This window comes from Kitasatospora sp. NPDC036755 (assembly GCF_040636595.1).
In the GTDB taxonomy this organism is placed as follows: Bacteria; Actinomycetota; Actinomycetes; order Streptomycetales; family Streptomycetaceae; genus Kitasatospora.
In genome coordinates, this window is the sequence record NZ_JBEZUT010000058.1 from 1 (window position 1) to 25075 (window position 25075).

General features: G+C 74.6%; 21 protein-coding genes. 9 read left to right on the top strand and 12 right to left on the bottom strand.

The window, feature by feature from the left end; genetic code table 11:
• Positions 1-118 precede the first annotated feature (118 nt).
• A complete protein-coding gene (locus AB0E96_RS11735) occupies positions 119-1474 on the top strand; it encodes an aminotransferase class V-fold PLP-dependent enzyme (RefSeq protein ID WP_359821609.1) in 1356 nt (451 codons plus the stop codon).
• A 47-nt stretch (positions 1475-1521) separates the two neighbouring features.
• On the opposite strand, the gene AB0E96_RS11740 is transcribed toward AB0E96_RS11735, so the two are convergent.
• Positions 1522-2733 carry a cytochrome P450 gene (locus AB0E96_RS11740; protein ID WP_359821611.1) on the bottom strand — a complete coding sequence of 404 codons (1212 nt, stop codon included), beginning with the start codon at positions 2731-2733 and terminating at the stop codon, positions 1522-1524.
• Positions 2734-2822: 89 nt separating this feature from the next.
• Positions 2823-3701 (bottom strand): alpha/beta hydrolase, encoded by an 879-nt coding sequence (locus AB0E96_RS11745; RefSeq protein WP_359821614.1) that lies wholly within the window; start codon positions 3699-3701, stop codon positions 2823-2825.
• 200 nt (positions 3702-3901) lie between these two features.
• Here AB0E96_RS11745 and AB0E96_RS11750 point away from each other — a divergent pair, with 200 nt between their 5' ends.
• The gene (locus AB0E96_RS11750) at positions 3902-5839 is read left to right on the top strand and encodes a BTAD domain-containing putative transcriptional regulator (protein ID WP_359821617.1); all 1938 of its coding nucleotides are present in this window, start codon (positions 3902-3904) and stop codon (positions 5837-5839) included.
• A 27-nt stretch (positions 5840-5866) separates the two neighbouring features.
• Here AB0E96_RS11750 and AB0E96_RS11755 read toward each other — a convergent pair whose 3' ends face one another.
• Positions 5867-6217 carry a hypothetical protein gene (locus tag AB0E96_RS11755; RefSeq protein WP_359821619.1) on the bottom strand — a complete coding sequence of 117 codons (351 nt, stop codon included), beginning with the start codon at positions 6215-6217 and terminating at the stop codon, positions 5867-5869.
• 326 nt (positions 6218-6543) lie between these two features.
• On the opposite strand from AB0E96_RS11755, the gene AB0E96_RS11760 reads away from it, so the two are divergent.
• Positions 6544-8094 (top strand): alpha/beta fold hydrolase, encoded by a 1551-nt coding sequence (locus AB0E96_RS11760; protein ID WP_359821621.1) that lies wholly within the window; start codon positions 6544-6546, stop codon positions 8092-8094.
• Positions 8095-8426: 332 nt separating this feature from the next.
• Here the strand turns inward: AB0E96_RS11760 and AB0E96_RS11765 are convergent, their stop codons facing one another.
• The 3 genes from AB0E96_RS11765 to AB0E96_RS11775 form a co-directional block, all read right to left on the bottom strand.
• A complete protein-coding gene (locus AB0E96_RS11765; RefSeq protein WP_359821623.1) occupies positions 8427-9293 on the bottom strand; it encodes a lamin tail domain-containing protein in 867 nt (288 codons plus the stop codon).
• A 221-nt stretch (positions 9294-9514) separates the two neighbouring features.
• Positions 9515-10369 carry a hypothetical protein gene (locus AB0E96_RS11770; RefSeq protein ID WP_359821625.1) on the bottom strand — a complete coding sequence of 285 codons (855 nt, stop codon included), beginning with the start codon at positions 10367-10369 and terminating at the stop codon, positions 9515-9517.
• A complete protein-coding gene (locus tag AB0E96_RS11775; RefSeq protein WP_359821627.1) occupies positions 10362-10874 on the bottom strand; it encodes a SigE family RNA polymerase sigma factor in 513 nt (170 codons plus the stop codon). The genes AB0E96_RS11770 and AB0E96_RS11775 overlap by 8 nt, the downstream gene beginning before the upstream one ends.
• 253 nt (positions 10875-11127) lie before the next feature.
• Between AB0E96_RS11775 and AB0E96_RS11780 the strand changes: the two genes are divergently transcribed.
• Positions 11128-11892, top strand: coding sequence for a hypothetical protein (locus tag AB0E96_RS11780; protein ID WP_359821630.1), 765 nt, complete (start codon positions 11128-11130; stop codon positions 11890-11892).
• A 269-nt stretch (positions 11893-12161) separates the two neighbouring features.
• Positions 12162-13667, top strand: a complete 1506-nt coding sequence (locus AB0E96_RS11785; RefSeq protein WP_359821632.1) for an IPT/TIG domain-containing protein — start codon at positions 12162-12164, stop codon at positions 13665-13667.
• Between the two features lie 99 nt (positions 13668-13766).
• On the opposite strand, the gene AB0E96_RS11790 is transcribed toward AB0E96_RS11785, so the two are convergent.
• Positions 13767-15761 carry a heavy metal translocating P-type ATPase gene (locus tag AB0E96_RS11790; RefSeq protein ID WP_359821634.1) on the bottom strand — a complete coding sequence of 665 codons (1995 nt, stop codon included), beginning with the start codon at positions 15759-15761 and terminating at the stop codon, positions 13767-13769.
• A gap of 103 nt (positions 15762-15864) precedes the next feature.
• Between AB0E96_RS11790 and AB0E96_RS11795 the strand changes: the two genes are divergently transcribed.
• Entirely contained in the window at positions 15865-16272 is a 408-nt protein-coding gene (locus tag AB0E96_RS11795; protein WP_359821637.1) for a metalloregulator ArsR/SmtB family transcription factor, read from the top strand.
• A gap of 82 nt (positions 16273-16354) precedes the next feature.
• On the opposite strand, the gene AB0E96_RS11800 is transcribed toward AB0E96_RS11795, so the two are convergent.
• Together AB0E96_RS11800 and AB0E96_RS11805 are read right to left on the bottom strand one after the other, a co-directional pair.
• Complete coding sequence (locus tag AB0E96_RS11800) at positions 16355-16981, bottom strand: ester cyclase (protein WP_359821639.1); 627 nt, start codon at positions 16979-16981, stop codon at positions 16355-16357.
• An 80-nt stretch (positions 16982-17061) separates the two neighbouring features.
• Positions 17062-17787 (bottom strand): SDR family oxidoreductase, encoded by a 726-nt coding sequence (locus AB0E96_RS11805; protein WP_359821641.1) that lies wholly within the window; start codon positions 17785-17787, stop codon positions 17062-17064.
• Positions 17788-17916: 129 nt separating this feature from the next.
• Between AB0E96_RS11805 and AB0E96_RS11810 the strand changes: the two genes are divergently transcribed.
• Positions 17917-18852, top strand: a complete 936-nt coding sequence (locus tag AB0E96_RS11810) for a LysR family transcriptional regulator (protein ID WP_359821643.1) — start codon at positions 17917-17919, stop codon at positions 18850-18852.
• 88 nt (positions 18853-18940) lie between these two features.
• Here AB0E96_RS11810 and AB0E96_RS11815 read toward each other — a convergent pair whose 3' ends face one another.
• Both AB0E96_RS11815 and AB0E96_RS11820 read right to left on the bottom strand, forming a co-directional pair.
• Complete coding sequence (locus tag AB0E96_RS11815; RefSeq protein ID WP_359821646.1) at positions 18941-20398, bottom strand: MFS transporter; 1458 nt, start codon at positions 20396-20398, stop codon at positions 18941-18943.
• An 85-nt stretch (positions 20399-20483) separates the two neighbouring features.
• A complete protein-coding gene (locus tag AB0E96_RS11820; protein ID WP_359821648.1) occupies positions 20484-20930 on the bottom strand; it encodes an Rrf2 family transcriptional regulator in 447 nt (148 codons plus the stop codon).
• Positions 20931-21087: 157 nt separating this feature from the next.
• Between AB0E96_RS11820 and AB0E96_RS11825 the strand changes: the two genes are divergently transcribed.
• Both AB0E96_RS11825 and AB0E96_RS11830 read left to right on the top strand, forming a co-directional pair.
• A complete protein-coding gene (locus AB0E96_RS11825; protein WP_359821650.1) occupies positions 21088-21561 on the top strand; it encodes a nucleoside deaminase in 474 nt (157 codons plus the stop codon).
• Between the two features lie 177 nt (positions 21562-21738).
• Positions 21739-22779: a zinc-binding alcohol dehydrogenase family protein gene (locus AB0E96_RS11830; RefSeq protein ID WP_359821653.1), complete on the top strand. Its 1041-nt coding sequence runs from the start codon at positions 21739-21741 to the stop codon at positions 22777-22779.
• 33 nt (positions 22780-22812) lie between these two features.
• Here AB0E96_RS11830 and AB0E96_RS11835 read toward each other — a convergent pair whose 3' ends face one another.
• Positions 22813-24666 (bottom strand): gamma-glutamyltransferase, encoded by a 1854-nt coding sequence (locus AB0E96_RS11835; RefSeq protein ID WP_359821656.1) that lies wholly within the window; start codon positions 24664-24666, stop codon positions 22813-22815.
• Positions 24667-25075 lie beyond the last annotated feature (409 nt).

Here is a 25075-nt window from a genome sequence, read left to right on the forward strand (position 1 = left end):
CCGAGGCCGTCGTCCCGCAGCCCGCGGTGCGGGCCGACGGCCTCTCCACCGCGTCCGCGCGGGCCGCGACACGGAGCACGTCACTGACCGCAACGGGGCTGACCGGTACGGTAGTTGCGTGCGTGATCACCACACCCCGGGCCCGGACCGGGCCCAGTCGACCGGGCCCACTCGCCGTCGCCTCGTCGCCGGACTCGGCGGCCTCGCCGTCCCCCGGGCGGAAGCGGGGCGCCCCCCGCGGGAACCCCCTCCGGAGCCGCCCCGGGCCGGCGACCGCCCGCCCGGGGAAGTCGCGCAGGACGAGGTGTTCTGGCGCCGGGTCGCCCGCTGCTACGCGGTCAGCGGCGACTTCGTCAACCTGGAGAACGGCTACTACGGGATCATGCCCGAGCCGGTCCGCATCGCCCACCAGCACAACACCGAGCGTCTCAACCGGCTCAACTCCCGCCTGCTGCGCGGCTCCTACAAGGAGGAGGTCGAGCAGGTCCGCGCCCGGATCGCCGATCTGGCGGGCGTCGCGAAGGAGGAGATCGCGCTCACCCGGTGCGGCACCGAAGCGCTCCAGAACCTCATCGGCGGCTACAACCGCCTGCGCGCCGGGGACGCCGTGATGTACAGCGACCTCGACTACCACAGCGCGCAGTGGGCGATGAACTGGCTCCGCGAGCGCCGCGGAGTGCGCGTCGTACGGATCACCATGCCCGAACCCGCCACCCGGGACGCTGTCCTGGACACGTACGCCCGCGCGCTGGACGCCGACCCGGGCGTACGGCTGCTCCTGCTCAGCCACCTGAACAACCGCACCGGCCTGGTCCTTCCGGTCGCCCCGATCGTGGCGATGGCGCGCCGGCGGGGCGTCGACACCGTCGTGGACGCCGCCCACTCCTGGGGCCAGCTCGACTTCGGGATCCCCGACCTCGGCGCGGACTTCGCCGCCTTCTCCCTCCACAAGTGGCTCAACGCCCCGCTCGGCACCGGCTTCCTCTACATCCGGCGGGGCCGACTCGCCGACATCGACCGGACTTTCGCCGACGAGACCCATCCCGCCGACGACATCCGCTCCCGCGTCCACTCCGGGACGACGGACGTCGCACCGATGCTGACCGTCCCCGCCGCCGTCGACTTCCACCGGGCCGTGGGCGGGGCCGCGGTGAAGCAGGCCCGACTGCGCCACCTGCGGGACCGCTGGGTGGCAGCCGCGCGCCGTACCGGTGGCATCGAGATCCTCACCCCGGACGAGGAAGGCGCCTACGGCGCCCTGACCGCGTTCCGGGTGCGCGGTCGCACCAGCGAGGCCGACAACACCGCCATCGTCCGCCACCTCCTCGACCGGTACCGCGTCTTCACCGTCCGGCGCGGCGGGCCGGCCGCCGGTGACTGCGTCCGCGTGACCCCGGCGCTCTACACCCGTGCCGAGGACGTCGACCTGCTCGGCGCGGCGCTGCACGACGTCGCGGCGCGCTTCGCGGTCTGACCCACGGGCAGGCACCGGGCCGCGGCCACCGCCCGTGGCCCGTACGCCTACGGGAGCACGGCGGGACGCGGCGTCGCGTCGTGGAACCGCACCGGCAGGCTCGCCAGCCCCCTCAGCAGGGTGCTCGGCCGCCGGACGAGGTCGGCCGGGTCGGTGTCGAGGGCGAGGCGGGGGCGGCGCTCGATCAGGGTCCGCAGGGCGACGGCGGCTTCGACCCGGGCGAGGGGGGCACCGAGGCAGTGGTGGATGCCGTGGCCGAAGGCGAGGTGGCCGGCGGGCTTGCGGCGGATGTCGAACCGGTCCGGGTCGGGGAAGTGGAGCGGGTCCCGGGAGGCCGCGGCCAGGGAGACGAGGACGCTGTCGCCGGCCGGGACGGTGGTGTCGCCGATCCGGACCGGCTCCTTGGCGAAGCGGAAGGCCGCGGCCCCCACCGGGCCGTCGTGGCGCAGGGTCTCCTCGATCGCGCTGTCGACGAGGCCCGGGTCGGAGCGCAGGGCGGCGAGCTGCTCGGGGTGGGTGAGCAGGGACAGCACCGTCCCCGAGATGAGGTTGACGGTGGTCTCGTGCCCCGCGACGAGGAGCAGGAAGGCCATCCCGAGCAGTTCCTCGGCGGAGAGCCCGTCGGCGGCCGGGGCGACGAGCGCGCTAAGCAGGTCCTCACGCGGGTCGGCCCGGCGTTCCTCGATGAGGGTCGTGAGGCGCGCGGTCATGGCGACGGACGCCTCGCCGACGGCCTCCGGCGAGCTCGGCGTGACCAGTTCGGTGGACCAGGCCCGGAATCCGGCGCGGTCCGCCTCCGGCACGCCGAGCAGTTCGCAGATGACGGTCATCGGCAGGGGCAGCGCGTAGGAGGCGACGAGGTCCGCGGTACCCGCGGCGGGCAGGGCGTCGACCAGGGTGTCGGCGATCTCCTGGACGCGGGGGCGCAGCGCCCGGATCCGGCCGGCCGTGAATTCGGCGGCGACGAGTGTGCGCAGCCGGGTGTGCTGGGGCGGGTCGCTCTGGAGCATGTTGACCCCGAGGGCGTGGCCGCCGTCGTCGGTCCATGTGGCGGAGTGGCGGATGTCGTTGCTCAGCCGGGGATCGGTGAGGGCGGCGCGGACCTCGTCGCGGGCGACGACGAGCCAGGCTTCGCCGGATCCCGGCAGGAGGATCCGGTGGACCGGCCCCTTCTCGCGCAGTGCCGCGTAGGCGGGGTAGGGGTCGACGGTGACGTCGATTCCCGAGGGGGAGAGTTCCTGGAGCGTCGGAGCCGGCATGGATACCTCCTGGAAAACGGGGAGTGCTCCCCGGTTGGTGGATCCGACCCTACCAAACCGGGGACACTTCCCCACTTCCAGGTGCTCGCTCAGCGCGCCAGCAGGCTCCGGACCGCCTCCGTGATCTCCTCGGGAGCCTCCTCCGCCATGAAGTGCCCCGCCCGGGTCAGCCGGTGGTCGAGGTCCGGCGCCCACGCCCGCCACACCGCGGCGGCGTCGTAGCCCAGCCGCGCTCCCCAGTCCTGCTGGACCACCGTCACCGGCATGGCCAGCTGCGACCCGGCGTCCAGGTCCGCCTGGTCGTGCACGACGTCGATGCCGGCCGACGCCCGGTAGTCCGCGACGATCGACGGCACCGCCGCCGCGCTCGCCCGCAGGTACTCGGCCCGCACCTCCGCCGGCAGGGCGGCCGGATCCCCGGCCCAGGCGTCGAGGAACGAACCGAAGAAGGCGTCCGCGCTGTTGGCGATCATCGTCTCGGGCAGGCCCGGCGGCTGCGCCATCAGGAAGAGGTGGTAGCCGACCGCCGCCGGCACGCCCCGCAGGACGTCCCACATGTCGAGCGTCGGCACGACGTCGAGTATCCCCAGGTGCGTGACGGTCTCCGGGTGGTCCAGCCCCGCCCGGAACGCGACCAGCGCGCCCCGGTCGTGGCCGACCAGGGCGAAGCGCTCGTGCCCGAGCGCCGCCGACAGGGCCACGACGTCGGCGGCCATGGTGCGCTTGGCGTACGACTCCGGGTCGGTGCCCGCCGGCTTGTCGCTGGCACCGTAGCCCCGAAGGTCCGGACAGATCACCGTGTGCTCGCCGGCGAGCCGCTCGGCGACGTGCCGCCACATCAGGTGGGTCTGGGGGAAGCCGTGCAGCAGCACGACCGGGCTGCCGCTGCCGCCGACGGCGGCGGCCAGCTCCACGCCGTTCGCACCGGGCAGGCGCACGAGGTCGAAGCCGGGAACAGTGGGCGTCATGGGAAGACCGTCCTCTCGGGTCGGGAAGTGACCGGGCCGGCGCGGACCGGTCGGAAGGTGACCGGGCCGGCGCGGACCGGTCGGGGGGTGACCGGGCCGGCGCGGACCGGCCGGGGGTGACCGGGCCAGCCTGGACGACGTCAATCAGCAACGGATCAGTACGGTTGGGCGCGGCCCGCTCCGGCACGGAGGATGGGGGCATGCGAATAGACGTGCTGGGTACCGTGCGGGCCCTCCGCGACGACGGGAGCCCCGTCGACCTGGGCGGGCCCCGCCACCGGGAGGTGCTCGCCCGGCTCGTCGCCGCCGAGGGACGGATGGTCACCACCGACACCCTGGTCGACGACCTGTGGACCGACCCCCCGGCCCGCGCCGTCGGCGCCCTGCGCACGTTCGTCGCCGCGCTGCGCCGCGCCCTCGAACCCGACCGGCCGCCCCGCACCCCACCGCGCGTGCTCGTCACCGAAGGCCCCGGCTACGCGCTGCGCCTGCCGCGCGAGGACGTGGACGTCCACCGGTTCCAGGACGCCCTGGTCCGTGCCCGGCGCGACCCCCACGCCGTGCCCGGCCTCGACGCGGCACTCGCCGCCTGGCGCGGGCCCGCCTACGCCGACGTGACCGACGCCGCGTGGGCGCGGCGCGAACGGACCCGCCTGGAGGAATGGCGGCTGGAAGCGGTCGAACTGCGCGCCCGCGCCGCCCTCGACTCCGGCGAAGGAGCCGGCCTCGTCGCCGAACTGGGCGCCCACGTCGCCGAACACCCCTGGCGCGAGCCGGCCTGGGGACTTCTCGCCCGCGCACTGCACCAAGCGGGCCGCCGGGCCGACGCGCTGGCCGCCCTGCGCCGCGCCCGCGCGATGCTCGTGGACCGGCTCGGACTGGACCCCGGCCCCGAACTCCGGCGCCTGGAAGAGGACTTCCTCCGCGAGTCGGCTCCCCCGGAATGCGCCGGCACCGTATGGCACGGCCCCGGCGTACCGCTCGGCCCGCGCACCACCGTGGACCTGGCCCGCACCCTCGCACTGGCGGGCGGCGAGGCCCTCGTCCGCTCGCGACGCGACCGCCTCGCCGCGATCCGGGCCGCACAGCGCACGGGAGACCTCCGGTTGACCGCCAGGATCATCGGCGCCTACGACGTACCCGCCCTCTGGAGCCGGGCCGACGACCCCGGACAGTCCCGCGCCGTCGTCGCGGCCGCCGAGCACACCCTCACCGCACTGGGCCCCGACGGCCCCGCCGACCTACGCGCCCGCCTCCTGGCCACGATCGCCGTCGAAAGCCGCGGCGCCGACCTCTCCGGGGCCGAGCGGGAGCGCGCGCTGCGGGCGGCCCGGCAGGCCGAGGCACTGGCGCGGGACCTGGCCGATCCCGCCGTGCTGGCGTTCGCCCTCAACGGGGTGTTCCTGCAGACCTTCACCCGCTGCGGGCTCGCCCCCGCACGGGACCGCATCGGCACCGAGATCCTCGACCTCGCCACCCGCCACGAGCTGCCGACCTTCGCCGTCCTCGGACGACTCGTCCGCCTGCAGAGCGCCTCCGCCCTCGGCGACCTCGACACCGCGGCCGCGCACGCCGAAGCCGCCGAACGGCTCGCCGCCACCACCGAGGCGCCCCTCGTCCCCGTCCTCACCGCGTGGCTGCGGGCCCGGACCACGGCCACCCGCAGCACCGAACCCGGCGGACCGGGCGCCGCCGCGGCCGCGCAGCAGTACCGCGCCGCCGACGACGCCCTGCGGACGGCCGGCATGCCGGGGCTGCACCGCGGCCTGCTCGCGCTCGCACTCCTGGGGCTGCGCCTGCTGAACGACCGGCCCGCGCCCACCGACCCTCGCCTGGACTGGGGCCCGTACCGGCCGTGGGCGCACCCCCTGGTGCTGCTCGCCCAGAACCGGGTCGACCAGGCCCGCGCCGCGCTCGCCGCGGTGCCCGAACCCCCGCGCGACCACCTGCAGGAGGCCCTCTGGTGCCTGACCGCCCGCGCCGCCGCGCGGCTGGGCGAGCCCACGGCCGCCGCGCGCGCCGAGGCCGCCCTGCGCGACGCCCCTGCGGAACACGCCGGCGCCGCGAGCGGAATGCTGACCCTCGGCCCGGTGGCGCGGTACCTGGAGGAAGCACGGGCGTGCGCCGCGGCCGGGTGAGCGACGGCGGTCGGCGACCGGGCCCGCTCAGTCCCCCTGGGACCAGGCGGCAACCGGCAGGGACAGGTAGACGCCGAAGTCGACGAGCCCGGTCGCGGCGCGGATGTCCGCGTGCAGCGCGTCCACGCGCTCCTGCCGGTTGGCCGCCCTGGCGGCGAACCACTTCGACCTGATCTCGATCACCACCGGCAGGCCGCTGCGGTCCAGCGGGCCCAGCGGCCGGAAGCGGACCTCGACGTCCCCCGGCCGCAGATCGCCGTCGTACGGCTCCTCGGAGCACTCGACGGCCAGGGACACCAGATGGGGCAGCACCGCGCCCAGTTCGCGCAGACAGGACTCGGGCACGCTGGACGCGTAGGTCACGTCGACAAGTGGCATACCGGCACCCTACGGCCCGCCTGACGGGTGGTCACCCGGCCCGTTCGCGGATCCGGAGAGCCGAGGCCGGCCCGCCGCCGGTACGTCACGACGGTTCCGGTGCGGCAGGGCCCCGGCTCGGCCTGGCGAGGGCGGGAACCCGTGGCCCGCGCGGCCCGTTCCGTCTCGCAGAGAACGGGGCGGGGCGGGCACCCATCTGATATGCCGTCACATAGCCTGGCGCGCAAGCTCGCCGGGCGGTCCGGGCCGCCGATTTCCCCGTTCCGCCGGCACGACCCTGCCTTGTCCAGGGCCCCACCCGGGCCCCTCATCGCCGAGGAGACGTCATGACCGCTCTCCGCCGCCGCGCCGTCGCGGCCGCCCTCGCTCTCACGGCCGGCCTGACCGCGGCCGCCGCCACCACGCCGGCACGGGCACAGGCCGCCGCCCCGGGGCTCGATCGCTTCTACCAGCAGCGCCTCGACTGGCACAGTTGCGTCCAGGGCCCGGAGGACCAGGACGGTGCCGCGCTGGAGCAGGCCGGTGCCCGGTGCGCGGAGGTCACCGTGCCGCTCGACTACGGGAACCCCGGCGGGCGCACCCTCACACTGGCGCTGTCCCGGATCAGGGCCACCGACACCCGGCACCGGATCGGCACGCTGCTGCTGAACGACGGCGGCCCCGGCAGTCCGACGCTGGGTTCGCCGCCGCGGGTGCACGCCGCGTTGAAGGACACCGCCGCCCGCTTCGACATCGTCGGGCTGGACCAGCGTTTCGTCGGGCGCAGTTCGCCCATCGACTGCGGCTGGCCGGTCGGTTACGGCAGCATCGCCTCCTCCGGGACGAGCCGGGCCTCGTTCGAGCGCCAGGTCGTCACCCAGCGGGATCTCGCGGCCCGGTGTCGTTCGGCGGTCGGGGACCTGCTGCCGTACGCGGGCACCCGCGACGCCGCCCGGGACATGGACGTGGTGCGGGGCGCGCTCGGCGAGCGGCGGTTCTCCTTCCTCGGCCTCTCGTACGGCACGTACCTCGGCACGGTGTACACGCAGATGTTCCCCGGCCGCGTCGACCGGATGGTCCTGGACGGCGCGCTGGCCCCGGCGCACGCCGGGCCGGCGCTGCTCCCCCACATGGCGTCGGCGAACGAGCGGGCGTTCGAGGACTGGGCGGACTGGGCGGCGCAGCGCGACGGCACCTACGGCTTGGGCCGCACCCGCGAGGAGGTGGTCGCCGGGGTGCTGCGGACGATCGGGGCGGCCGCTGCGCGCCCGCTCGTCGTCGGCACCGGCGCGGATGCCTTCGAACTCGACGACTCCCGGGTGCCGGTGCCGGTGTTCATGAACCTCGCGGCCGACTCCGACGCGGACCGGGCGGGCCTGGCCGAGCTGGTGGCGTTGCTCGCCGAGGCCGCGGCGGGCCGGCCGGTGACCCCGTCACCGCAGGTCGCCGGCCTGCTGCGGTTCCTGTTCGGGCCGGAGAGTTCACCGGCGGGCAGCGTCATGCAGGCCATCGTGTGCGCGGACGGTACGGCGCCGCGCGATCCCGAGGACTACTGGCGCCGGATCCAGCGCGACCGCGTGCGGTACCCGCTGTCCGGCCCGCTGCTGGACAACATCTCGCCGTGCGCTTTCCTGGACGGCCCGCGCGAGGCGCCCACCGAGGTGCGCCGCGACGCGCCGGCGCTGATCCTGTCCGCCACCGGGGACCCACGCACCACCTACCGGGACGCCGTGACGCTGCGCGGGCTGCTGCCCTCCTCGCGTCTGCTGACCCTCCGGGGCTCCGACCAGCACGGTCTGTACGGGACGTACGGCAACGCGTGCGTGGACGGCGCGGTCAACGCCTACCTGGCCGGCGGGCGGCTGCCGGAGGCCGACCTGACCTGCGACAAGCAGTAGCCGCCCGGAACGACACCGCACGCGGCCGCGGCCCCGCGGACACGCCCCCGGAGGCGTGTCCGCGAACCCAGCAAGCCGAGGCCGGCTCGGGTCGTTCCGGGCCGGGGACGAAGGCGGACAGCGCGGCGAGGCTGCGGCGCACGGCCTCGCCGCCGTACTCGAACATCTGCCGCTCGCAGCCGCCGATCGCGCCGATGAGGTCCTGGCGGCGTTCGGCGGCCCCGGTCAGGCAGCGGCACAGCAGGTCGGCGTCGCGCAGGGCGGCGGTGGCGGGCTCGGTGCGGGCCCGTCCGGCACCCCGGCCGGCCGGCCGCCCCGCCGGGCGCGGCGGTTCAGTCCGCTTCGGTGCCGTAGCTGTAGTAGTAGACGCCTTCGCCCTCGGCGTCGAAGAGGTGCGCGGTGTCACCCTTGTCGGCCCAGATGGCGCGGCCGCTGCCGAAGGAGTAGCCGCCCCACTCGGGGTGGACCTCGTTGGTGTAGACGCGGATCCGCTGACCGGCCTTGAGGGTGGTGCCGGGCGGGAACGTGAAGTTCTGGCCGGGGTCGTCGGCGTGGAGCTTCCAGCCGGAGATGTCCGCGTGCGCCGTGCCCTGGTTGAGGATCTCGACGTACTCGTCGGCCTGGGTGTACTTGACCTTGCCCTTCTGGCAGACGTCGGTGATCACCACCTCGGGGGCGCCCACCCGGGAGAGCACGGCGACGATGTCGGCGCTGTTGGAACCGTTCTCGGGGCTGAAGAACTTGTTGACGATCTCGCCGTTCCGCTTGAAGCCGGTGATCACGGCGGCGTACTCCTCGCCGTCGATGGTCACGCTCTCCGGGGACACCCGCGTGGGCAGATCGACCTCGTCGTCGGGCGTGGGGCCGTCGTTGGGCGTCTCGAAGTGGTGGAACCTGAAGCTGAACTCGCGGTCCCTGTCGTCCTCTTCGAACCGGATGCGCACCACGAGGTCGACGTCGAACCGGTCGACGCCGCCACCGTGGATGGGGAAGTTCTGGTGGGTGAAGGTGCCCAGTGTCACCTCCTTGCCGTCGGCGTTCACCTCGATCGTGCCGCCGGAGAACGCGTAGCCGCTCTTGCCTCCCCCGCCCCCGCCGGCGGGGGTGCCCCAGCTGACGTGGCCGGTGTGGAGGCCGGAGACGTTGGGCGGGGTCGGGGTGACAGCGGTCCAGGTTCCCGACGTCGTGACTTTGGACATGCTCGGACTACTCCTCGATCCGGTGGGCACGCCGCGCGAACGAGCGGCGGCGTGCGTTTCGTCGGCAGCCGATGCCACGGCCGGCCCCGAAGGGCCTTCGCCGACCGACGCCTCCACTGTCCCAACCGCGCGGGCGAATCCCGCGCAGGATGCCCACGCACCACTCGTCCGGGTGACGGGACTTCCGTCCGCCGAGCCTCGCCTCCGCACGGCGCGTTCCGTCAGCGGTTACCCCCCGTGGGCTGCGTCCTCTGGTTGTAGATCTCCTTGCCGTCCGCGTCGTAGGCGTGGACGTAGGCGGTCGGCGGGAAGGAGCTCCCGTTGTGGCCGATGGAGACGGCGGCGGTGTGGACGAACGCGCCGTCCGCCATGACGGCCGGGTACTCCGTCGGGTCGTCGCCGTAGCTGATGGTGATCTTGGCGACGTCCGGCGTGTGGTGCCCGGCGCCCAGAAGGAGGAACTGCCCGGCGCCGGCCGGCGCACTGAAGCTGTCGAAGAACTCGACCCGGTGGCCGGTGCCCCACAGGCGGTCGTTGATGAACGTCGCGGGGCTGGAGATGCTGGTGCCCTTGTGGCCCTTCGACTCGCACTGCACGTACTGGTCGGCGGAGTTGACGGCGAGGACGACGCCGTCGGTGTCCGAGGAGGCGACGGGGGCGCGGACCGCGATCACCGGGTGGTACTTCGACGCCTCGGCGCCCAGGCAGGAGGCGAGGATTTGGGTGGCGGTCGCGGCGTCGATCGGGGTCGTCGTGGTGCTGGTGACGGTGAAGGCGGCCGGGGGGCGGGGGGAAGCCGACGCGGAGGAGGTGTCCGTGGTGGCCGCTCCCTGGTGTGGCCCGGGCGCGTTCTGCGGCGCCGGCTGGTGTCTTGGCCCTGGTGAGTGCAGCACGGACGGGAGGGCCAGGCACAGGGCCGCCGCGGTGCAGGCCGCGGTCGTGACCAGGGCGCGCCGGCGGTGGCGGCGCCGGTCGGCGCGTCGGCGGATCTCCGCGGCGGGCAGGGTCGGTGCGGGCATCTGTGTGCCGAGCAGCCGTAGCCGGTCGGCAAGGGTGTCGTGCGTGGGGTCAGACACGGAGCTTTCCTTCCTCGCTGGTCGGGGTCTGGTCGGCGAGTCTGGCCGCGAGCGCGGTCCGGCCGCGGGCGAGGCGGCTCTTGACGGCGCTGACGCTGGCGCCGGTCTCGGCCGCGACCTGCTCGACGGAGAGGTCGCACATGTGGTGCAGCACCAGGGCGCCTCGCTGCGCCTCGGGCAGGTCGCGGAGCGCGGTGACGAGCATCAGGTGCTCCTCGGTGGGCGGCTCGACGGTGGGGGGTTCCTGGCGGTGGTGGCGTCCGGCCAGGTGCAGGCCCCGGGCGAGACGCCGCCACCGGGAGTGTGCCAGCCGCCGGGCCGTGGTCCGGATCCACGCCTCCGGGGCCTCGTCCGGGTCGAAGGTGCGCCTTCGGTCCCATGCGCGGATGAAGGCCTCCTGGACCACGTCCTGTGCTTCGGACCAGTCGCCGGTCAGCGCGTAGAGCTGCCCGGTCAGGCGGGAGAAGGACGCCGCGTAGAACGCGTCGAACTCCTGGGGCGTCATCAAGGGCCTCTCTTCCGGGACTGTCCGTCGGCTCGCGGCACAGGTGATGCGTGAGGGAGTACTCCTCGGCCGCGACGGTGGAGCCGCGCGTCCTGGGCGTAGCCTCCCGGCCTGTACGCACGAGCGCCGTCCCGGGGTCGCACCGACGGCCTATGACATGGATCACGTGTGCGGGGCGCGACCCGCCGGGCGCCGGGAGGCGTACACGGGGTGCCGGCGTCAACCGGACGCCCGCAGGAAAGGACACGGATTGATGCGCATCCGCCCGATCATGGTCATCACCGCCACCGCCGCGGCCATCGCGACCGCCGGGGGAATGGCCACCGCCGCGACCGGCACCCCCACGGCCACCCCCTCGGTCCAGGTCAAGCCCGCCGAGGCGCCCGCCGCCCCGGCTGCCGCCCCGGTGGCGCCCGGCACCGGCGCGGCCGCCGCCCCGAAGACCCTCACCCCGGGCGCTTTCACCGTCACCAGCACCGCGACGACCCCGATCGACCCCGCGACCACCGCGCAGATCCTCGCCTCCTGCCTGGGCGCCGAGGCCCCGCAGTTCCACCCGGTGATCGCGGTCCGCGCTCCCATCGCCTCCTCGGACACCGACGGCGTGGTCCTCGCCGTCAACTCCGCCAAGAAGTACGTGCAGTGCGAGTCGAAGGGCGCCACGGGCACCAGCATGTCCAGCCCCGCGACGTTCATCAACGACCGCCTGTGGGGCACCGGCCACCGGGTCTCGTTCTTCGACAGCTTCAGCTCGCCGGCCGGCGCCGGGAAGTTCCTCTCGGTGGGCGCCGGGCACTACACGTCCGACGTCGCCAAGGTCACCATCAGCTACGGCGACGAGGCGACGGAGTACCTGGCCGTCATGGCGGACGGCGCGTTCGCCTACACCGCCGCCATCTCCACCAGCGACGACCCGGACGCCTTCCCCCCGGCTCCCTACGTCCACGCCTACAACGCGGACGGCAAGGAGATCTACAACCAGAAGACCCAGCCCACGATCAAGGGCGCCGCTCAGTAGTCGACATCTCCACCACCGGTCGTCGGCGACCGGCCCTCGGCGACACCCCGCGGTGACGCCATCGGCCATGGGTGGACGGCTCGCCGTCCGCCCATGGCCTCCGGCGGATCCGGCGCGGGTGCTGCCGACGCGGGCACAGGGGCCTGGGCCGAAGGGCTGAACCCGGCGTCCCACCGGGCCGAGGCTCCTTCAGCGGTCCGGGACCGCCACTACTTTGAGCACGATCCGACCGGCCGTTCTGCGGTCGAACGAGTGCTTGAGGAGTGATCATGACGGCAGAACCGGTCGATTCGATGGCCGCGCTGACCATGACCCTGGCCGCGATCGCGGCGACGGGGGCGACCTCTCGGCCCTCGGGGGAGACCCTGCCGGAGCAGCGGCTCCGCATCGCCGCCGGCATCGCCCGGCAGTTGGCCGATCCCTCCCTGTCGACCCGGGGAAATTGGGAGCTGGCCTGGCTCGGGCTGAGCCCCTACAACGCGAACATGGCGTACATCGCGAAGAACAGCTTCGATCCGAACGTGATCGCCGTGGTCGTCCGCGGCACGAACGCCAACGTGACCGACGTCCTCGAGGACCTCGACGTCGGCACCGTGGTCCCGTTCACCACCGGCGGGTCGTCGAAGCCGCTCTCCGTCTCGAAGGGGGCGATGACCGCGTTCACCGAGATCGTCAGCATGATCGACGCTCCTCCGCCGACAGGCACCGGCCTGGAACAGGCGCTCGCCGGCCTGTTCACGGGCGCGTCGTCGCAGCCGGCCCTCTACGTCATCGGTCACAGCCTGGGCGGCTGCATCGCGACCGTGCTCGCGCTGCACCTGCGCACCCGGCCCTGGGAAGGGGTCACGCCACAGGTCGGAGTCGTCACCTTCGCCGCGCCCACCGCCGGCCTGAAGGACTTCGCCGACCACTTCGACTCGGTGAAGTGGACCGTGAACGCGCACTACGCCAACGACTACGACATGGTGCCGCGGGCGTGGGCCGACCTCTCCGCCGTCAAGCAGTGGTACCCCGCCGATCACGGGCCCGTCGCCACCGCCGCCGTCAAGGAGATCCTCGTCCCGGAGATCGAGGCCCTCACCGGACCCAACGTCTACGTCCAGCCGAACAGGCGCACCGAGGGCCTGAACGCCCACTACGAGCACTACGACCACGACCTGGTCAAGCACTCGACCGGGGACTTCCTGGGCCAGGTCGCCCACCAGCACGCCAACTCGACCTACCTGAAGCTGTTGCGGGCGCACCTCCTGCCCGCCGGCCCGGTGGTGACGGCCCTCGATCCGGCCACCGGAAAGGAGGGCACCACGGTCACCATCACCGGAAGCGGCTTCGACGCGAACTGCGCGGTCGACTTCGGGCCCGTCCCGTGCACGGCCTTCCACCTCGAGAGCGACAAGCGGATCAGGGCGACCGCACCCGCCGGGGTCGGCGTGGTCGACGTCCGGATCACCAACACCCTGGACACCTCCCCCGCCGTCCCGGCCGGGCAGTTCGCCTACGGCGGGCCGCAGCCCGTCCTCGTCACCGGCATCAGCCCCGACAACGGGAAGGCCGGGACGACGGTCACCATCACCGGCACCGGCTTCGCCGCCGACCCCACCGTGTACTTCGGGAAGAAGGAGTCGGGTTCCGTCACGCTCGACTCGCCGACCCAGGTCACCGCGACCGCGCCGCCGTCGGGCGCGCCCCACAGCAAGGTCGTGGACGTCCGGGTGCTGGTGAACGGCTACCTCTCCCCCTCCGGGCCCGCCGGCGAGTTCACCTACACCGGCTGACACCACCCCACCCGCCACCGGCACGGGGCTCGGAGGCGCCGCGGACCGGCCGAGGCTCCCTTCTCCGGGGGCGTCGCCCGGGTCCGCGGGCGCACGGGCTCAGCGGCGGCCCCCGGCGCGGGCCCGGGTCCAGGCGGACTCGCGCAGCAGCCGCAGGCCGTTGAGGCCGACGATGACGGTGGAGCCCTCGTGGCCGAGGACGCCGAGCGGCAGGGGCAGGGTGGCGACCAGGTCCCAGACCACCAGGCCGCTGATGAACACCGCGGCGATGACCAGGTTCTGCACCACGAAGCCGCGGGCGCGGCGGGAGAGCGCGACGACGGCGGGGACGGTGGCGAGTTCGTCGCGGACGATGACCGCGTCGGCCGTCTCCAGCGCGAGGTCGGAGCCGGCCCGGCCCATCGCGACGCCGGTGTGGGCGGCGGCCAGGGCGGGGGCGTCGTTGACGCCGTCGCCGATGACCAGCACCTTGCGGCCCGCCGCCTCCTGCTCCCTGACGGCGGCGACCTTGTCCTGGGGCAGCAGCCCGGCGCGGACGTCGGTGATGCCGACCCCGGCGGCCAGCGCGGCGGCGGCGCGGGGGTTGTCGCCGGTGACCAGCATCGGCACCGTGCCGGTCAGGGAGGTGAGCGCGGTGACGGTGGCGGCGGCGTCCGGGCGCAGCCGGTCGGCGATGCCGAGGACGCCGACCGGGGCGCCGTCGGCTTCCACCAGGACGGCGGTGCGGCCGCCCTCCTCCAGCTCGGCGACGAGGGCGGCGGCGGTGTCCGTGGCGTCGGTGTCCGTGGCGTCGGTCAGCAGCCGGGCCGGGGCGCCGACCGCGACGGCACGGCCCCCGACGGTGGCGGTCACCCCGACGCCGGGGGCGGAGGCGAAGTCCTCGGCCGCCGCCAGGGCCAGGCCCCGGGTGCGGGCGGCGTCGACGATCGCGCGGGCGAGGGGGTGTTCGCTGGGGTGCTCGGCCGCCGCCGCGAGCGCCAGCAGCTCGTCCTCGGTGAGGCCGGAGCCGTCCAGCGGGCGGATGTCGGTGACCCGGGGCGTGCCCTCGGTCAGGGTGCCGGTCTTGTCCAGGGCGACGGCGTCGACCTGGCCGAGCCGTTCCATCACCACGGCGGACTTCACCAGCACGCCGTGGCGCCCGGCGTTGGCGATCGCGGACAGCAGCGGCGGCATGGTGGCGAGCACCACCGCGCACGGGGAGGCGACGATCATGAAGGTCATCGCCCGCAGCAGCGAGCCGGTGAACGCGGCGCCGAAGGCCAGCGGGACCGCGAACACGGCGAGGGTGGCGAGGACCATGCCGATCGAGTAGCGCTGCTCGACCTTCTCGATGAACAGCTGGGTGGGGGCCTTGGTCTCGGAGGCCTCCTCGACCATCTTCACGATCCGGGCGATCACCGAGTCGGCGGCGTCCCGCTCGACCTTGATCCGCAGCGCGCCGGTGCCGTTCAGGGTGCCGGCGAACACCTCGTCGCCCGTTCCCTTGGCGACCGGCAGCGGTTCGCCGGTGATGGTGGCCTGGTCGACCTCGCTCGCCCCGTCCAGGACCCGCCCGTCGGCGCCGATCCGCTCGCCGGGACGCACCAGGACGGTGTCGCCGACCGCGAGTCGCCCGGTGGGCACGCTCTCCTCGGTGCCGTCGTCCAGCAGCCGGGTGGCCGTCGCGGGGGCGAGGTCGAGCAGGCCGCGCACCGAGTCGGCGGTGCGGGCGGTGGCGATCGCCTCCAGGGCGCCGGAGGTGGCGAAGATGACGATCAGCAGGGCGCCGTCCATCACCTGGCCGACCGCGGCGGCGCCCAGCGCGGCGACGATCATCAGCAGGTCGACGTCGAGGGTCTTCTCCTTCAGCGCCTGAAGGCCCGCCCAGGCCGGCTCCCAGCCGCCGGTGGCGTAGGCGAGCGCGTACAGCGGCCCCCACGCCCAGGCCGGGGCGGCGGTCAGCTGCAGCGGCAGCGCGACCAGGAACAGCAGCAGCGCGGCGAGGGCCCACCGGGCCTCGGGCAGCGCGAGGATCCGCGTCCGCCGACGGGGGGCGACACGGGGGGATCCCGCGGCCGCCTCGGGGGCGGGGCGCTGGATCAGGGTGGAGGACATGGCAGAGGGACCCTTCGGGCAGGGCGTGGGCAGGAGTGACGACCCGAACCACGATACAGGAACACATGAACAGCCATTCAAGTGTTATCTGTAGTATTGCCCCATGGGTCATGGAGCCGCTCCCGCGAACAACGCCGTCCCCCGCACGCGCCTGGACGCGGACAACGCGGCCCGGGTGGCGACCACCTTGCAGGCCCTGGCCACCCCGTCCCGCCTGCTGATCCTCGCCCGCCTGCGCGAAGGGCCCTGCGCGGCCACCGAACTCGCCCACGCCGTCGGCATGGAACAGTCCGCCTGCTCCCACCAACTGCGGCTCCTGCGCAACCTCGGCCTGGTCACCGGCACCCGGCAGGGCCGCTCGGTGGTCTACGCGCTGTACGACAACCACGTCGCCGAACTCCTCGACCAGGCCGTCTACCACACCGAGCACCTGCGCCTCGGGCTCAGCGACGCCGACGGCACCGCGGACGCCGACCTCACCGGCGACACGATGGCCGGCGCCACGTCCTGATCCGCCGCGCGGAACCCCGACCCGCCGGCTCCCGCCGCGCGGATCCCCGACCTGCGGCGCCCACCGCCCCGGTGCGCAACCGTCAGGCTCGGACGCCCAGTTGGGCCAGCAGGGTCGCGTTGTCCTCGATGTGCCAGTCCTCGGTGATCCGGTCGGTGCCGACGTGCTGGATGTCGATGGCGTTGAACTCGACGTCCTGGCCCCGGCCCCGCACGCCGTCGAAGGTGCCGGTGAAGTGGCCGCGGAAGACCAGCCGGGCGGTGATCTTGTCTCCGGTGACCAGCAGGTCGGACAGCTCGCAGGTCAGGTCCGGAACGGCGGCGCGGAAGTTCTTCGAGGCGAACAGCGGCCCGGCGGGGCCCTGCGGACGGCCCGGCGGCAGGGTCTCGTCCCGGAACCGCGGGCTGATCGCCGCGTCCAGGTAGCGCTGCTCGCCGGTGTTCCAGAAGGTGTACAGCTGCTGGGCGAGGTGGACCTCCTGAGCGGCACGCCGGGCGCCGACCGAACGGTCCGCGGTGAGCGCCTTCGGCTGGACGAGGCCGGGCGTGCGGTCGATCAGCCGCTGCGGCCAGTCCCGGGCGGAGTCGTGCCGGCCGCCGCCGTGGACGGGGGCGGGGACGGGGACGGGGACGGCCGAGGCGGTGCCGCCCGTCAGGGCGGCCAGGGCCGCCAGGACGGCGGCGGTGCGGATCACGGTGCGCGAACGCATGGAGGAACTCCTCGGGTCGGGGTGGGCACGCCCGGGAGTCGGGCGTGCCGGGGAGAGAGCGACGCGGCTGCGGCCGCGGTTCAGGCGAGCCGTCCGCCGCCGTCCACGTGCAGCACCGTGCCGGTGACGTACGGGTTGTCGATGGCGTAGAGGACCGCCTTGACCAGGTCCTCCGGGGCGCCGACACGACGGGCCGGGTTGCGCTCGGCGACCCCGCGCAGGAACGCCTCCTTGCCGGCGCCCAGGCCGTCCCAGGAGCCGGTGTCGACGATGCCCGGCGAGACGGCGTTGACCCGCACCGGCGCGATCTCCACCGCCAGCGCCTGCACCAGGAAGGCCAGCGCGCCGTTGGTGGTGGCCATCACCGTGCGCGCGGGCGCCGGGCGCCACGCGGCCACGCCGGAGAAGAAGGTGAAGGAGCCGCTCTCGGAGACCTGCCCGGCCAGGTGCTTGGCCAGCAGCAGGGGGCCGATCACCTTCGCCGCGAACGCCCGCTGGACGTCGGCCGCTTCGAGCTCCCGCAGCGGGCCGTTGGCCGGTATCGCGGCGGTCGAGACCAGGTGGTCGAAGCGCCCGGCCCGGGCGGCGAAGGCGGCGATCGACTCCTCGTCCGTGATGTCGAGGGCGATCGTCTCGGACGGCCCGGACAGCTCGCCGGCCGTCCACTCCAGCTTGCGCGGGTCCGGGCCGGCCAGCACCAGGGAGGCGCCGGCCGCCGAGGCGGCCTTCGCGAGGGCCTGTCCGGTGCGCGAACCCGCACCGACGACGACGAGCCGCTGCCCCCGCAGGGAGGTGGTGTCGGACATGGAGTCACTCCTTCTGATCGTCAGGTTCGGCCGCCCGCTGCTTCCCGCCGGCGGCCGCAGGACGACTCTCCCCCGACCAGCGATGATGAGTCCAAGGCATGTTTTCTAGGGCTCCGATAACATCTGTTCATGGCAACGCCGACGCTCAGGCAGCTCGAGTACCTGACCACCGTGGTCGACACCGGATCGTTCACCCGGGCCGCCGAACAGCTGCACGTCACCCAGCCCGCCCTCTCCCACCAGATCCGCGCCCTGGAGGGCGCCCTCGGCGGCCCGCTGCTGGAACGCCTCCCCCGCTCGGTGCGGCTCACCCCGATGGGCCGGTCCGTCCTGCCGCACGCCCGCGCCGCACTCGCCGAGGCCGAGCGCCTGCACGCCGCGGCCCGCCGCACGGCAGGCCTGGAGGAGGGCGAACTGGAGGTCGCCGTCGTCTACTCGGTCAGCCTCGGCATCCTGCCGCCGGTGCTGCGGGACTGGCACCGCCACCACCCCGGCGTACGGATCCGGCTGCGCGAGTACCCGCACGCCGACCGGCTCCGGGACGCCATGGCAGCGGGCCGCGCCGACCTCGCCATCGGCCCCGAGCCGGCCGGCTGGGAGGGCCCGATCAGGGAACTCGGCGTCGAGGAGTTCACCATCGTGCTGCCCGCCGAGGACCCGTTGGCCGGGCGCCCCGGCGGCACCGTCGCCCTCACCGAACTCGCCGACCGCGACTGGGTGCACTACGCCCCCGACAACGGCCTCGCCGACCTCCTGGACCAGGTCTGCGCCCGGGCGGGATTCCGCCCCCGGGCGGCGGTCCGCGCCGAACAGACCTCGGCCGCACCGCTGTTGGCCGCGGCCGGACTCGGGCCCGCCCTGGTGCCCGCCGACATCGTCCCCGCCCGTTTCGAGGGTGCCCTGCTGCGCCCGGAACCCCCGGTCCTGCGCACCCTCACCGCCTACACCCGCACCCGCCCCGACCCGCTCACCGTGGCCTTCGCCGACCTCCTGGCCCGCCGGGCCCGGGTCGGCCCCGACCCGTCGCCCGGGTCCGCGCCGGACGCTTCCGCTGGACGCGCGTAGTCAGGAACCCGGGAGCTCCGCCGGGCGCGGACCGGAACGCCCGCGCCCGCTGCTCCGGACGCTCCCGCGCCGGGCCGTCGGCGGAGGGTCACCCGGCCGCGGCCCCGGCGCCCTCGGCGGAACCCTCCGCGGGGCGCGGCCGTGGCGTCCGGGGCATCCGCGACGCGACGGCGAGCGTGAGGACGACGACCACGGCCATGGCGAGGAAGACGTCGGAGTAGGCCGCGCCGTCGTGGCCGGAGTGGAGGGGGTTGAGGGCGTCGCCGCCGGCCTGCCGCCGGGCGGACACCAGCACGCCGAACACGGCGGGGCCGGTTCCGGCCCCGAGGAACTGGGCCCCCTGGAGGATCCCGATCCCGGCACCCACCTGCTCGGGCGGCAGTTCGCCCGCCGCGGCGCCGATGACGGTGGTCATCACGAGCATGAAGCCGATGCTCAGCCCGAGGATCCCGACACCGGCGAGGACCACCGAGGAGCCGCCGGTGAAGGACGAGAGGAACAGCGAGAACAGCCCGATGAGGCCGAGCCCGGAGAGCACCAGGACCCGGGCGTCGACGCGGCCGGCGAGGCGTCCGATCCACGGGGAGAGCAGCGCGGTCACGAGGCCGGCCGGGATCATCACCAAGGCGCCCTCGCCCGGGGTGAGTTCGTCGACCTCCACGAGCAGCAGCGGGACGAACACCAGGCCGCCGAGGTTGACGACCATCGCCAGGAACGCGACGAGGACGCCGGTCCGGTACCCGCGGTGGGTGAACAGGCCCGGCGGCACGAACGGCTGGTCGACCCGGGCGGTGCGCACCCCGAAGAGCACGAGCGCCGCGACCGCGACCGCGAGGCCGCCCCAGGACAGCGGGTCGGTGAAGCCGGAGACCTGGGCCCGGGTCATGCCGAACAGGACGAGACCGGCCCCGAGGCCGAGGAGGACGCCGCCGGGGAGGTCGAGCCGGCCCGAGCTGCGCGGGGTGTCGTCCGGGAGTACCCGCAGGGCCGGCAGGAGGAGCAGCAGCGAGACCGCGAGCATGATCCAGAACAGCGCGGGCCAGCCGAGCGTCTCTCCGATGCCGCCGCCCAGCGCCGGTCCGGCGGCGGTGCCGACGCCCGCGCCGGCGGAGACGACGCCGATCCCGACACCGCGCCGCTCCGGCGGCAGCAGCGTCGTGACGGCGACGATCGAGAGCACGGGGATCGCGGCCGCGCCGGCGCCCGTGACGATCCGCCCGGCCACGAGCACGGCCAGGTTCGGGGAGATCGCGCAGACCAGGCTGCCGAGGGCGTAGGTGAGCAGCGCGAAGGCGAAGAGGCGGCGCAGGCTCACGCGGTCGGAGATGCGGCCGTACAGGGGGATCCCGACCGAGAACATCAGCAGGAATCCGGTGACGACCCAGGCTAGTTCCGCCTCGGAGGCCCCGAACTCGGCCCCGATCGTCGGAAGCATCAGGTTGACCATGTCGCTGGCCGTGACCGTGGCGAGGATCGCCGGCGTCAGCACGGCCAGTAAGCCCGGTCCCGGGCCGGTTCGCCCGGCCGCGCTCGGTGTGGAAGTCATGGAAGGCCCTTCGGGCGGCTTACCGCCACCATCGTGGTTACATTTTGGGGAGAAGAAAGGCGGAGGACAGTGCCTCCGCCATCGGTCAGCCGGCGACCCGTCGCGCGACCTCCCGCTCGTTGTCCAGCACCTGCCGGACGAGATGGGCGATCGTCGTCCGCCCGAGCCGCTCCTCCATGGCCCGCTCCGCGGCCCGGAACTCCGCGTCGAGCAGCCCCTGCATGTTCCGCCCCACCTCGCACTCGGCGCTCGGCGGATGCGGGTGCCGCGACAGGACCGGCCCCGTCTCCACGGCGGCGTACGCGTCGTGGAGCGTGATCTCACGGGCGGGCCGGGCGAGCGACCAGCCGCCGTTGCGCCCCTCGGTGGACCGGACCAGACCGGCGTCCCGCAGGCTGCCGAGGATCCGCCGCACCAGGACCGGGTTGCCGGCCAGGCTCTCCGCGATCTCCACCGAGGTCAGCGAACGGTCCCAGCGGCCCAGCATGGTGAGCGCGTGGATCGCGACCGCGCTTCTGCTGCTGATGCCCACCGTGCCTCCTTCTTCGCGGCGGCCACCCGGCCGACCGAACCGCAACCACGCTAGTTGCGGTTCGTTCGGCGTGTCAATCCGGTGCGTCGGGGCGCCCACCGGTACCCGCCGCATACGTTTGACCCCTCACCCGCTCCGACCCCCGAGGAGTCCGCCGATGACCGACCACACCCGCACCCACCTGCTCACGGCCATCGAACTCGCGGCCTCCGCCCGCGCCCACGGCAACCACCCCTTCGGCGCACTGCTCACCGACCTGTCCGGAGGCGTCCTGCTCACGGCCGAGAACACCGTGCTGACGGACCACGACGTCACCGCCCACGCGGAGACCAACCTGGTGCGCCAGGCCTGCCGCACCCTGGCCCCGCACCAGCTCGCCGGGACGGTCCTGTACTCCAGCACCGAGCCCTGCGCGATGTGCGCCGGCGCGATCTACTGGAGCGGCATCCGGCGGGTCGTCTACGCGCTCGCCGCCACCGAACTCAACGTCATCGCGGGAGCCGACCCGGACGAGCCCGTGCTCGACCTGCCCTGCCGCCAGGTCTTCGCCGCCGGCGGCAACACCGTGGACGTCTCCGGCCCGCACCTCTTCGAGGAGGCCTCCGCCGTGCACACGGGGTACTGGAGCTGACCGGCGCCGCACCGCCAACGCCCCGGCTCCGAGCCGGAGTTCACCCACCGGCCGGGGCGGCTCGGCTTCCTGCGCCCCGACGGCTCCGCGGCCGCGCGCCAGGCGGCGGCCGCCGCGGAGCGACAGACTGGGACCCGGGTGGCCGAGTAGCCGAGTGGCCGAGTGGCAGGAGACGCGATGAGCACGACGGAACCGCTGCCGACGGAGACCGACGCCTGGGTGGTGGACCGCCCCGGGCCGGTCGGCGGGCCGGGACCGGGCCCACTGACGCGGGAACGGCGGCCGCTGGAGGCCCCCGGGCCGCAGGAGATCCTGGTGGAGGTGGAGGCCTGCGGGGTGTGCCGCACGGACCTCCACCTCGCGGAGGGGGACCTCTCCCCCAGGACGGCCCGGTGCACGCCCGGGCACGAGGTGGTCGGGCGCGTACGCGCCGTCGGCGCCGGGGTCGAGGAGTTCGCCGCAGGAGACCGGGCCGGGGTGGCCTGGCTGGCCCGGACCTGCGGCCGGTGCGCGCACTGCCGCAGCGGCCGCGAGAACCTCTGCCCCGACTCCCGCTACACCGGCTGGGACCGCCACGGCGGGTACGCCCGGCACGTCACCGCGGACGCCCGCTACGCCTACCGGCTGCCCGAGGGCCCGCCCGCCGAGGAGCTGGCCCCGCTGCTGTGCGCCGGGATCATCGGCTACCGGGCCCTGGAACGGGCCGAACTGCCGACCGGCGGGCTGCTCGGCATCTACGGCTTCGGCGCGTCCGCGCACCTGACCGCCCAGATCGCCCTCGCCCGGGGCGCCCGGGTGGCCGTGTTCACCCGGGCCGCGCCCGCGAGGCGGCTCGCGCTGGACCTCGGCGCCGGATTCGCCGGGGACTCCTACGACACGCCACCGGAGCCGCTGGACGCCGCCATCCTCTTCGCCCCCGTCGGCGAGCTCGTGCCCGTCGCCCTCGCCGCCCTCGACCGCGGCGGCACGCTCGCCGTCGCGGGCATCCACCTCACCGACGTCCCGGAGCTGAACTACCAGCGGCACCTCTTCCAGGAGCGCACCCTGCGCAGCGTCACCGCCAACACCCGCGCCGACGGGCAGGCCTTCCTGGCGGAGGCCGCCCGCGCCCGCCCGGCCGTCCACGTGACCCGCTACCCGCTGTGGCGGGCGGACACCGCGCTCGCGGACCTCGCCGCGGACCGGGTCACCGGGGTCGCGGTGCTCGTCCCCGAGTAGCCGAACGAGCCGAGGAGCCGACAGGCGGACGGGTCACCGCCCGGCCGCGTAGCCCTGCATGCCCCGCGGGTCCGCGGCGGCCGACAGGAGGCCGGTGCGCGGATCGCGGGCCACCGCGCAGACCCGGCCCTCGCTCCACGGCCCGGCGACCCGCACCCGGTGCCGGCGCCGGCGCAGTTCGGCGATGACGGCCTCGCCGACCCGGGATTCGACGACGACCCGGGCCGGGTCCATGGTGTGCGGGTGGAAGGAGGACGGGAACCCCTCCTGGTGCCAGTTCGGGGCGTCGATGGCGCCCTGCAGGTCGAGGCCGCCGCGCACGGCCGGGCGCAGGGCGACGGCCAGGAAGAAGTGCAGGGTCCACTGGTCCTGGGCGTCGCCGCCCGGGGTGCCGAAGGCCAGTACCGGCTCGCCGTCCCGCAGCGCCAGCGACGGGGACAGCGTGGTGCGCGGGCGGCGGCCGGGAGCGAGGGAGTTGGGCAGTCCCGGTCGGAGGTGGGCCATCTGGAGGCGTGTCCCGAGCGGGAAGCCCAGCTCCGGGACGACCGGGCTGGACTGCAGCCAGCCGCCGCTGGGCGTGGCGGAGACCATGTTGCCCCAGCGGTCGACCACGTCGACGTGGCAGGTGTCGCCCCGGGTGGCCCCGTCGGCGGCGGCGACCGGTCCGACGCGGTCGGTGCGGGCGCCCGGGTCGTCGGCGTCCTGGTCGCCACCGCCGAGCGCCATCGCCCAGTCTCCGGGCCCCGGCACGACGGCCGAGGCGCTTCGTCCGAGCCTCGGCGAGCGGCCGCCGGGCCGCCCCGGGCGGAGCTCGGCCGAGGCGAACTCCCCGACCAGCGAACGGCGTTCGGCGCTGTAGCCGGGATCGAGCAGATCGGCCACGGTGGCTTCGACGTGCTCGGTGTCGTCTCCGTACCAGGCCTCCCGGTCGGCCATCGCCAGCTTGCCGCCCTCGATCAGCGTGTGGAGGTACTCCGGTCCGCCGTACGCGTGGGACGACCGCCCGAACCCGTGGGGCAGCAGGGCGAGTTGCTGGAGGAAGACCGGCCCCTGGCTCCACATGTCCGGTTTGCAGACCGTCCAGCCGTCCCACTCGTGGCGGACCGGCTCCTCGTACGTCGCCTCGAAGGCCGCGAGGTCGTCCCCCGTGAGGACTCCGGCGTGCGGCACGCCCGAGGTGTCCATCGCCGGCCGCGACGCGAACTCCGCGATCGCGTCCGCGACGAACCCCTGGCGCCAGACCCGCCGAGCCGCCTCGATCTGCTGCTCCCGCCCCGCCCCGGCGGCCTCCGCCTCCGCCAGCAGCCGCCTCCAGGTGTCGGCGAGGCGGACGTTGCGCAGCAGCGCGCCCGCGGCGGGCGGGCGCCCGTCCGGCAGGTAGAGCGCGGCCGAGCTCGGCCAGTGGCGCTCGAACTGCTCGCGCACCGCCGCGACCGTCGCGCCGACCGCCGGCAGCGCCGGATGTCCGTGCGCCGCATGGCCGATGGCGTAACGGAGCACCTCGGCCAGGCGTTTGGTGCCGTGGTCGCGGAGCAGCAGCAGCCAGGCGTCGAACGCGCCGGGGACGGCGGCGGCCAGCGGCCCGGTGCCGGGCACCTCGTCCAGGCCGAGCGCGGTGAAGTGCCCGATGGTGGCTCCGGCGGGCGCTCCGCCCTGGCCGCAGAGCACCTGCGGACGTCCCCCCGCCGGGACGAGGATGATCGGCACCTCACCCGCCGGGCCGTTCATGTGCGGTTCGACCACCTGGAGCGTGAACCCGGCGGCCACGGCGGCGTCGAAGGCGTTCCCGCCGTCCTCCAGCACAGCCATCGCCGCCGCGGTGGCCAGCCAGTGGGACGAAGCCGCCATGCCGAAAGTGCCCTGCAGCGTCGGACGGGTGGTGAACATGCGAGTCCTCCTTGGGTTCGGCCCGGCCCCCGGGGATCCCTACCCCGCGAGGCCCCGGCTTGAAAGTCCGTCGGCGGACCCGTCCGCCGGCGCACGCCCGGTCCTCGGGTCGTCGGGTCGTCGGGTCGTCCGTCCGCCCGGCCGGACGCCGCCGGAGGCCGGCGCGCGGAGTCGCTGATCCCCCGCCAGGCCGATGCCCGGCGCGCTCCGGAGTGAATGCGTCCCCGTTCGGCGGCCTGGAGACCGCTGTCGGATTTTCCGACCGGACGCCGCGTCATACGGTCGCCGAGGGTACCCGCCCGTCTGCGCCAGGTGCGCACTCCACGGCGACCGCCCCGTCCGGCACCGCTCCGTCCGGCACCGCTCGCGACACCCGGCCGCTCGATCGAAGGAAACCCTCATGAGGCGC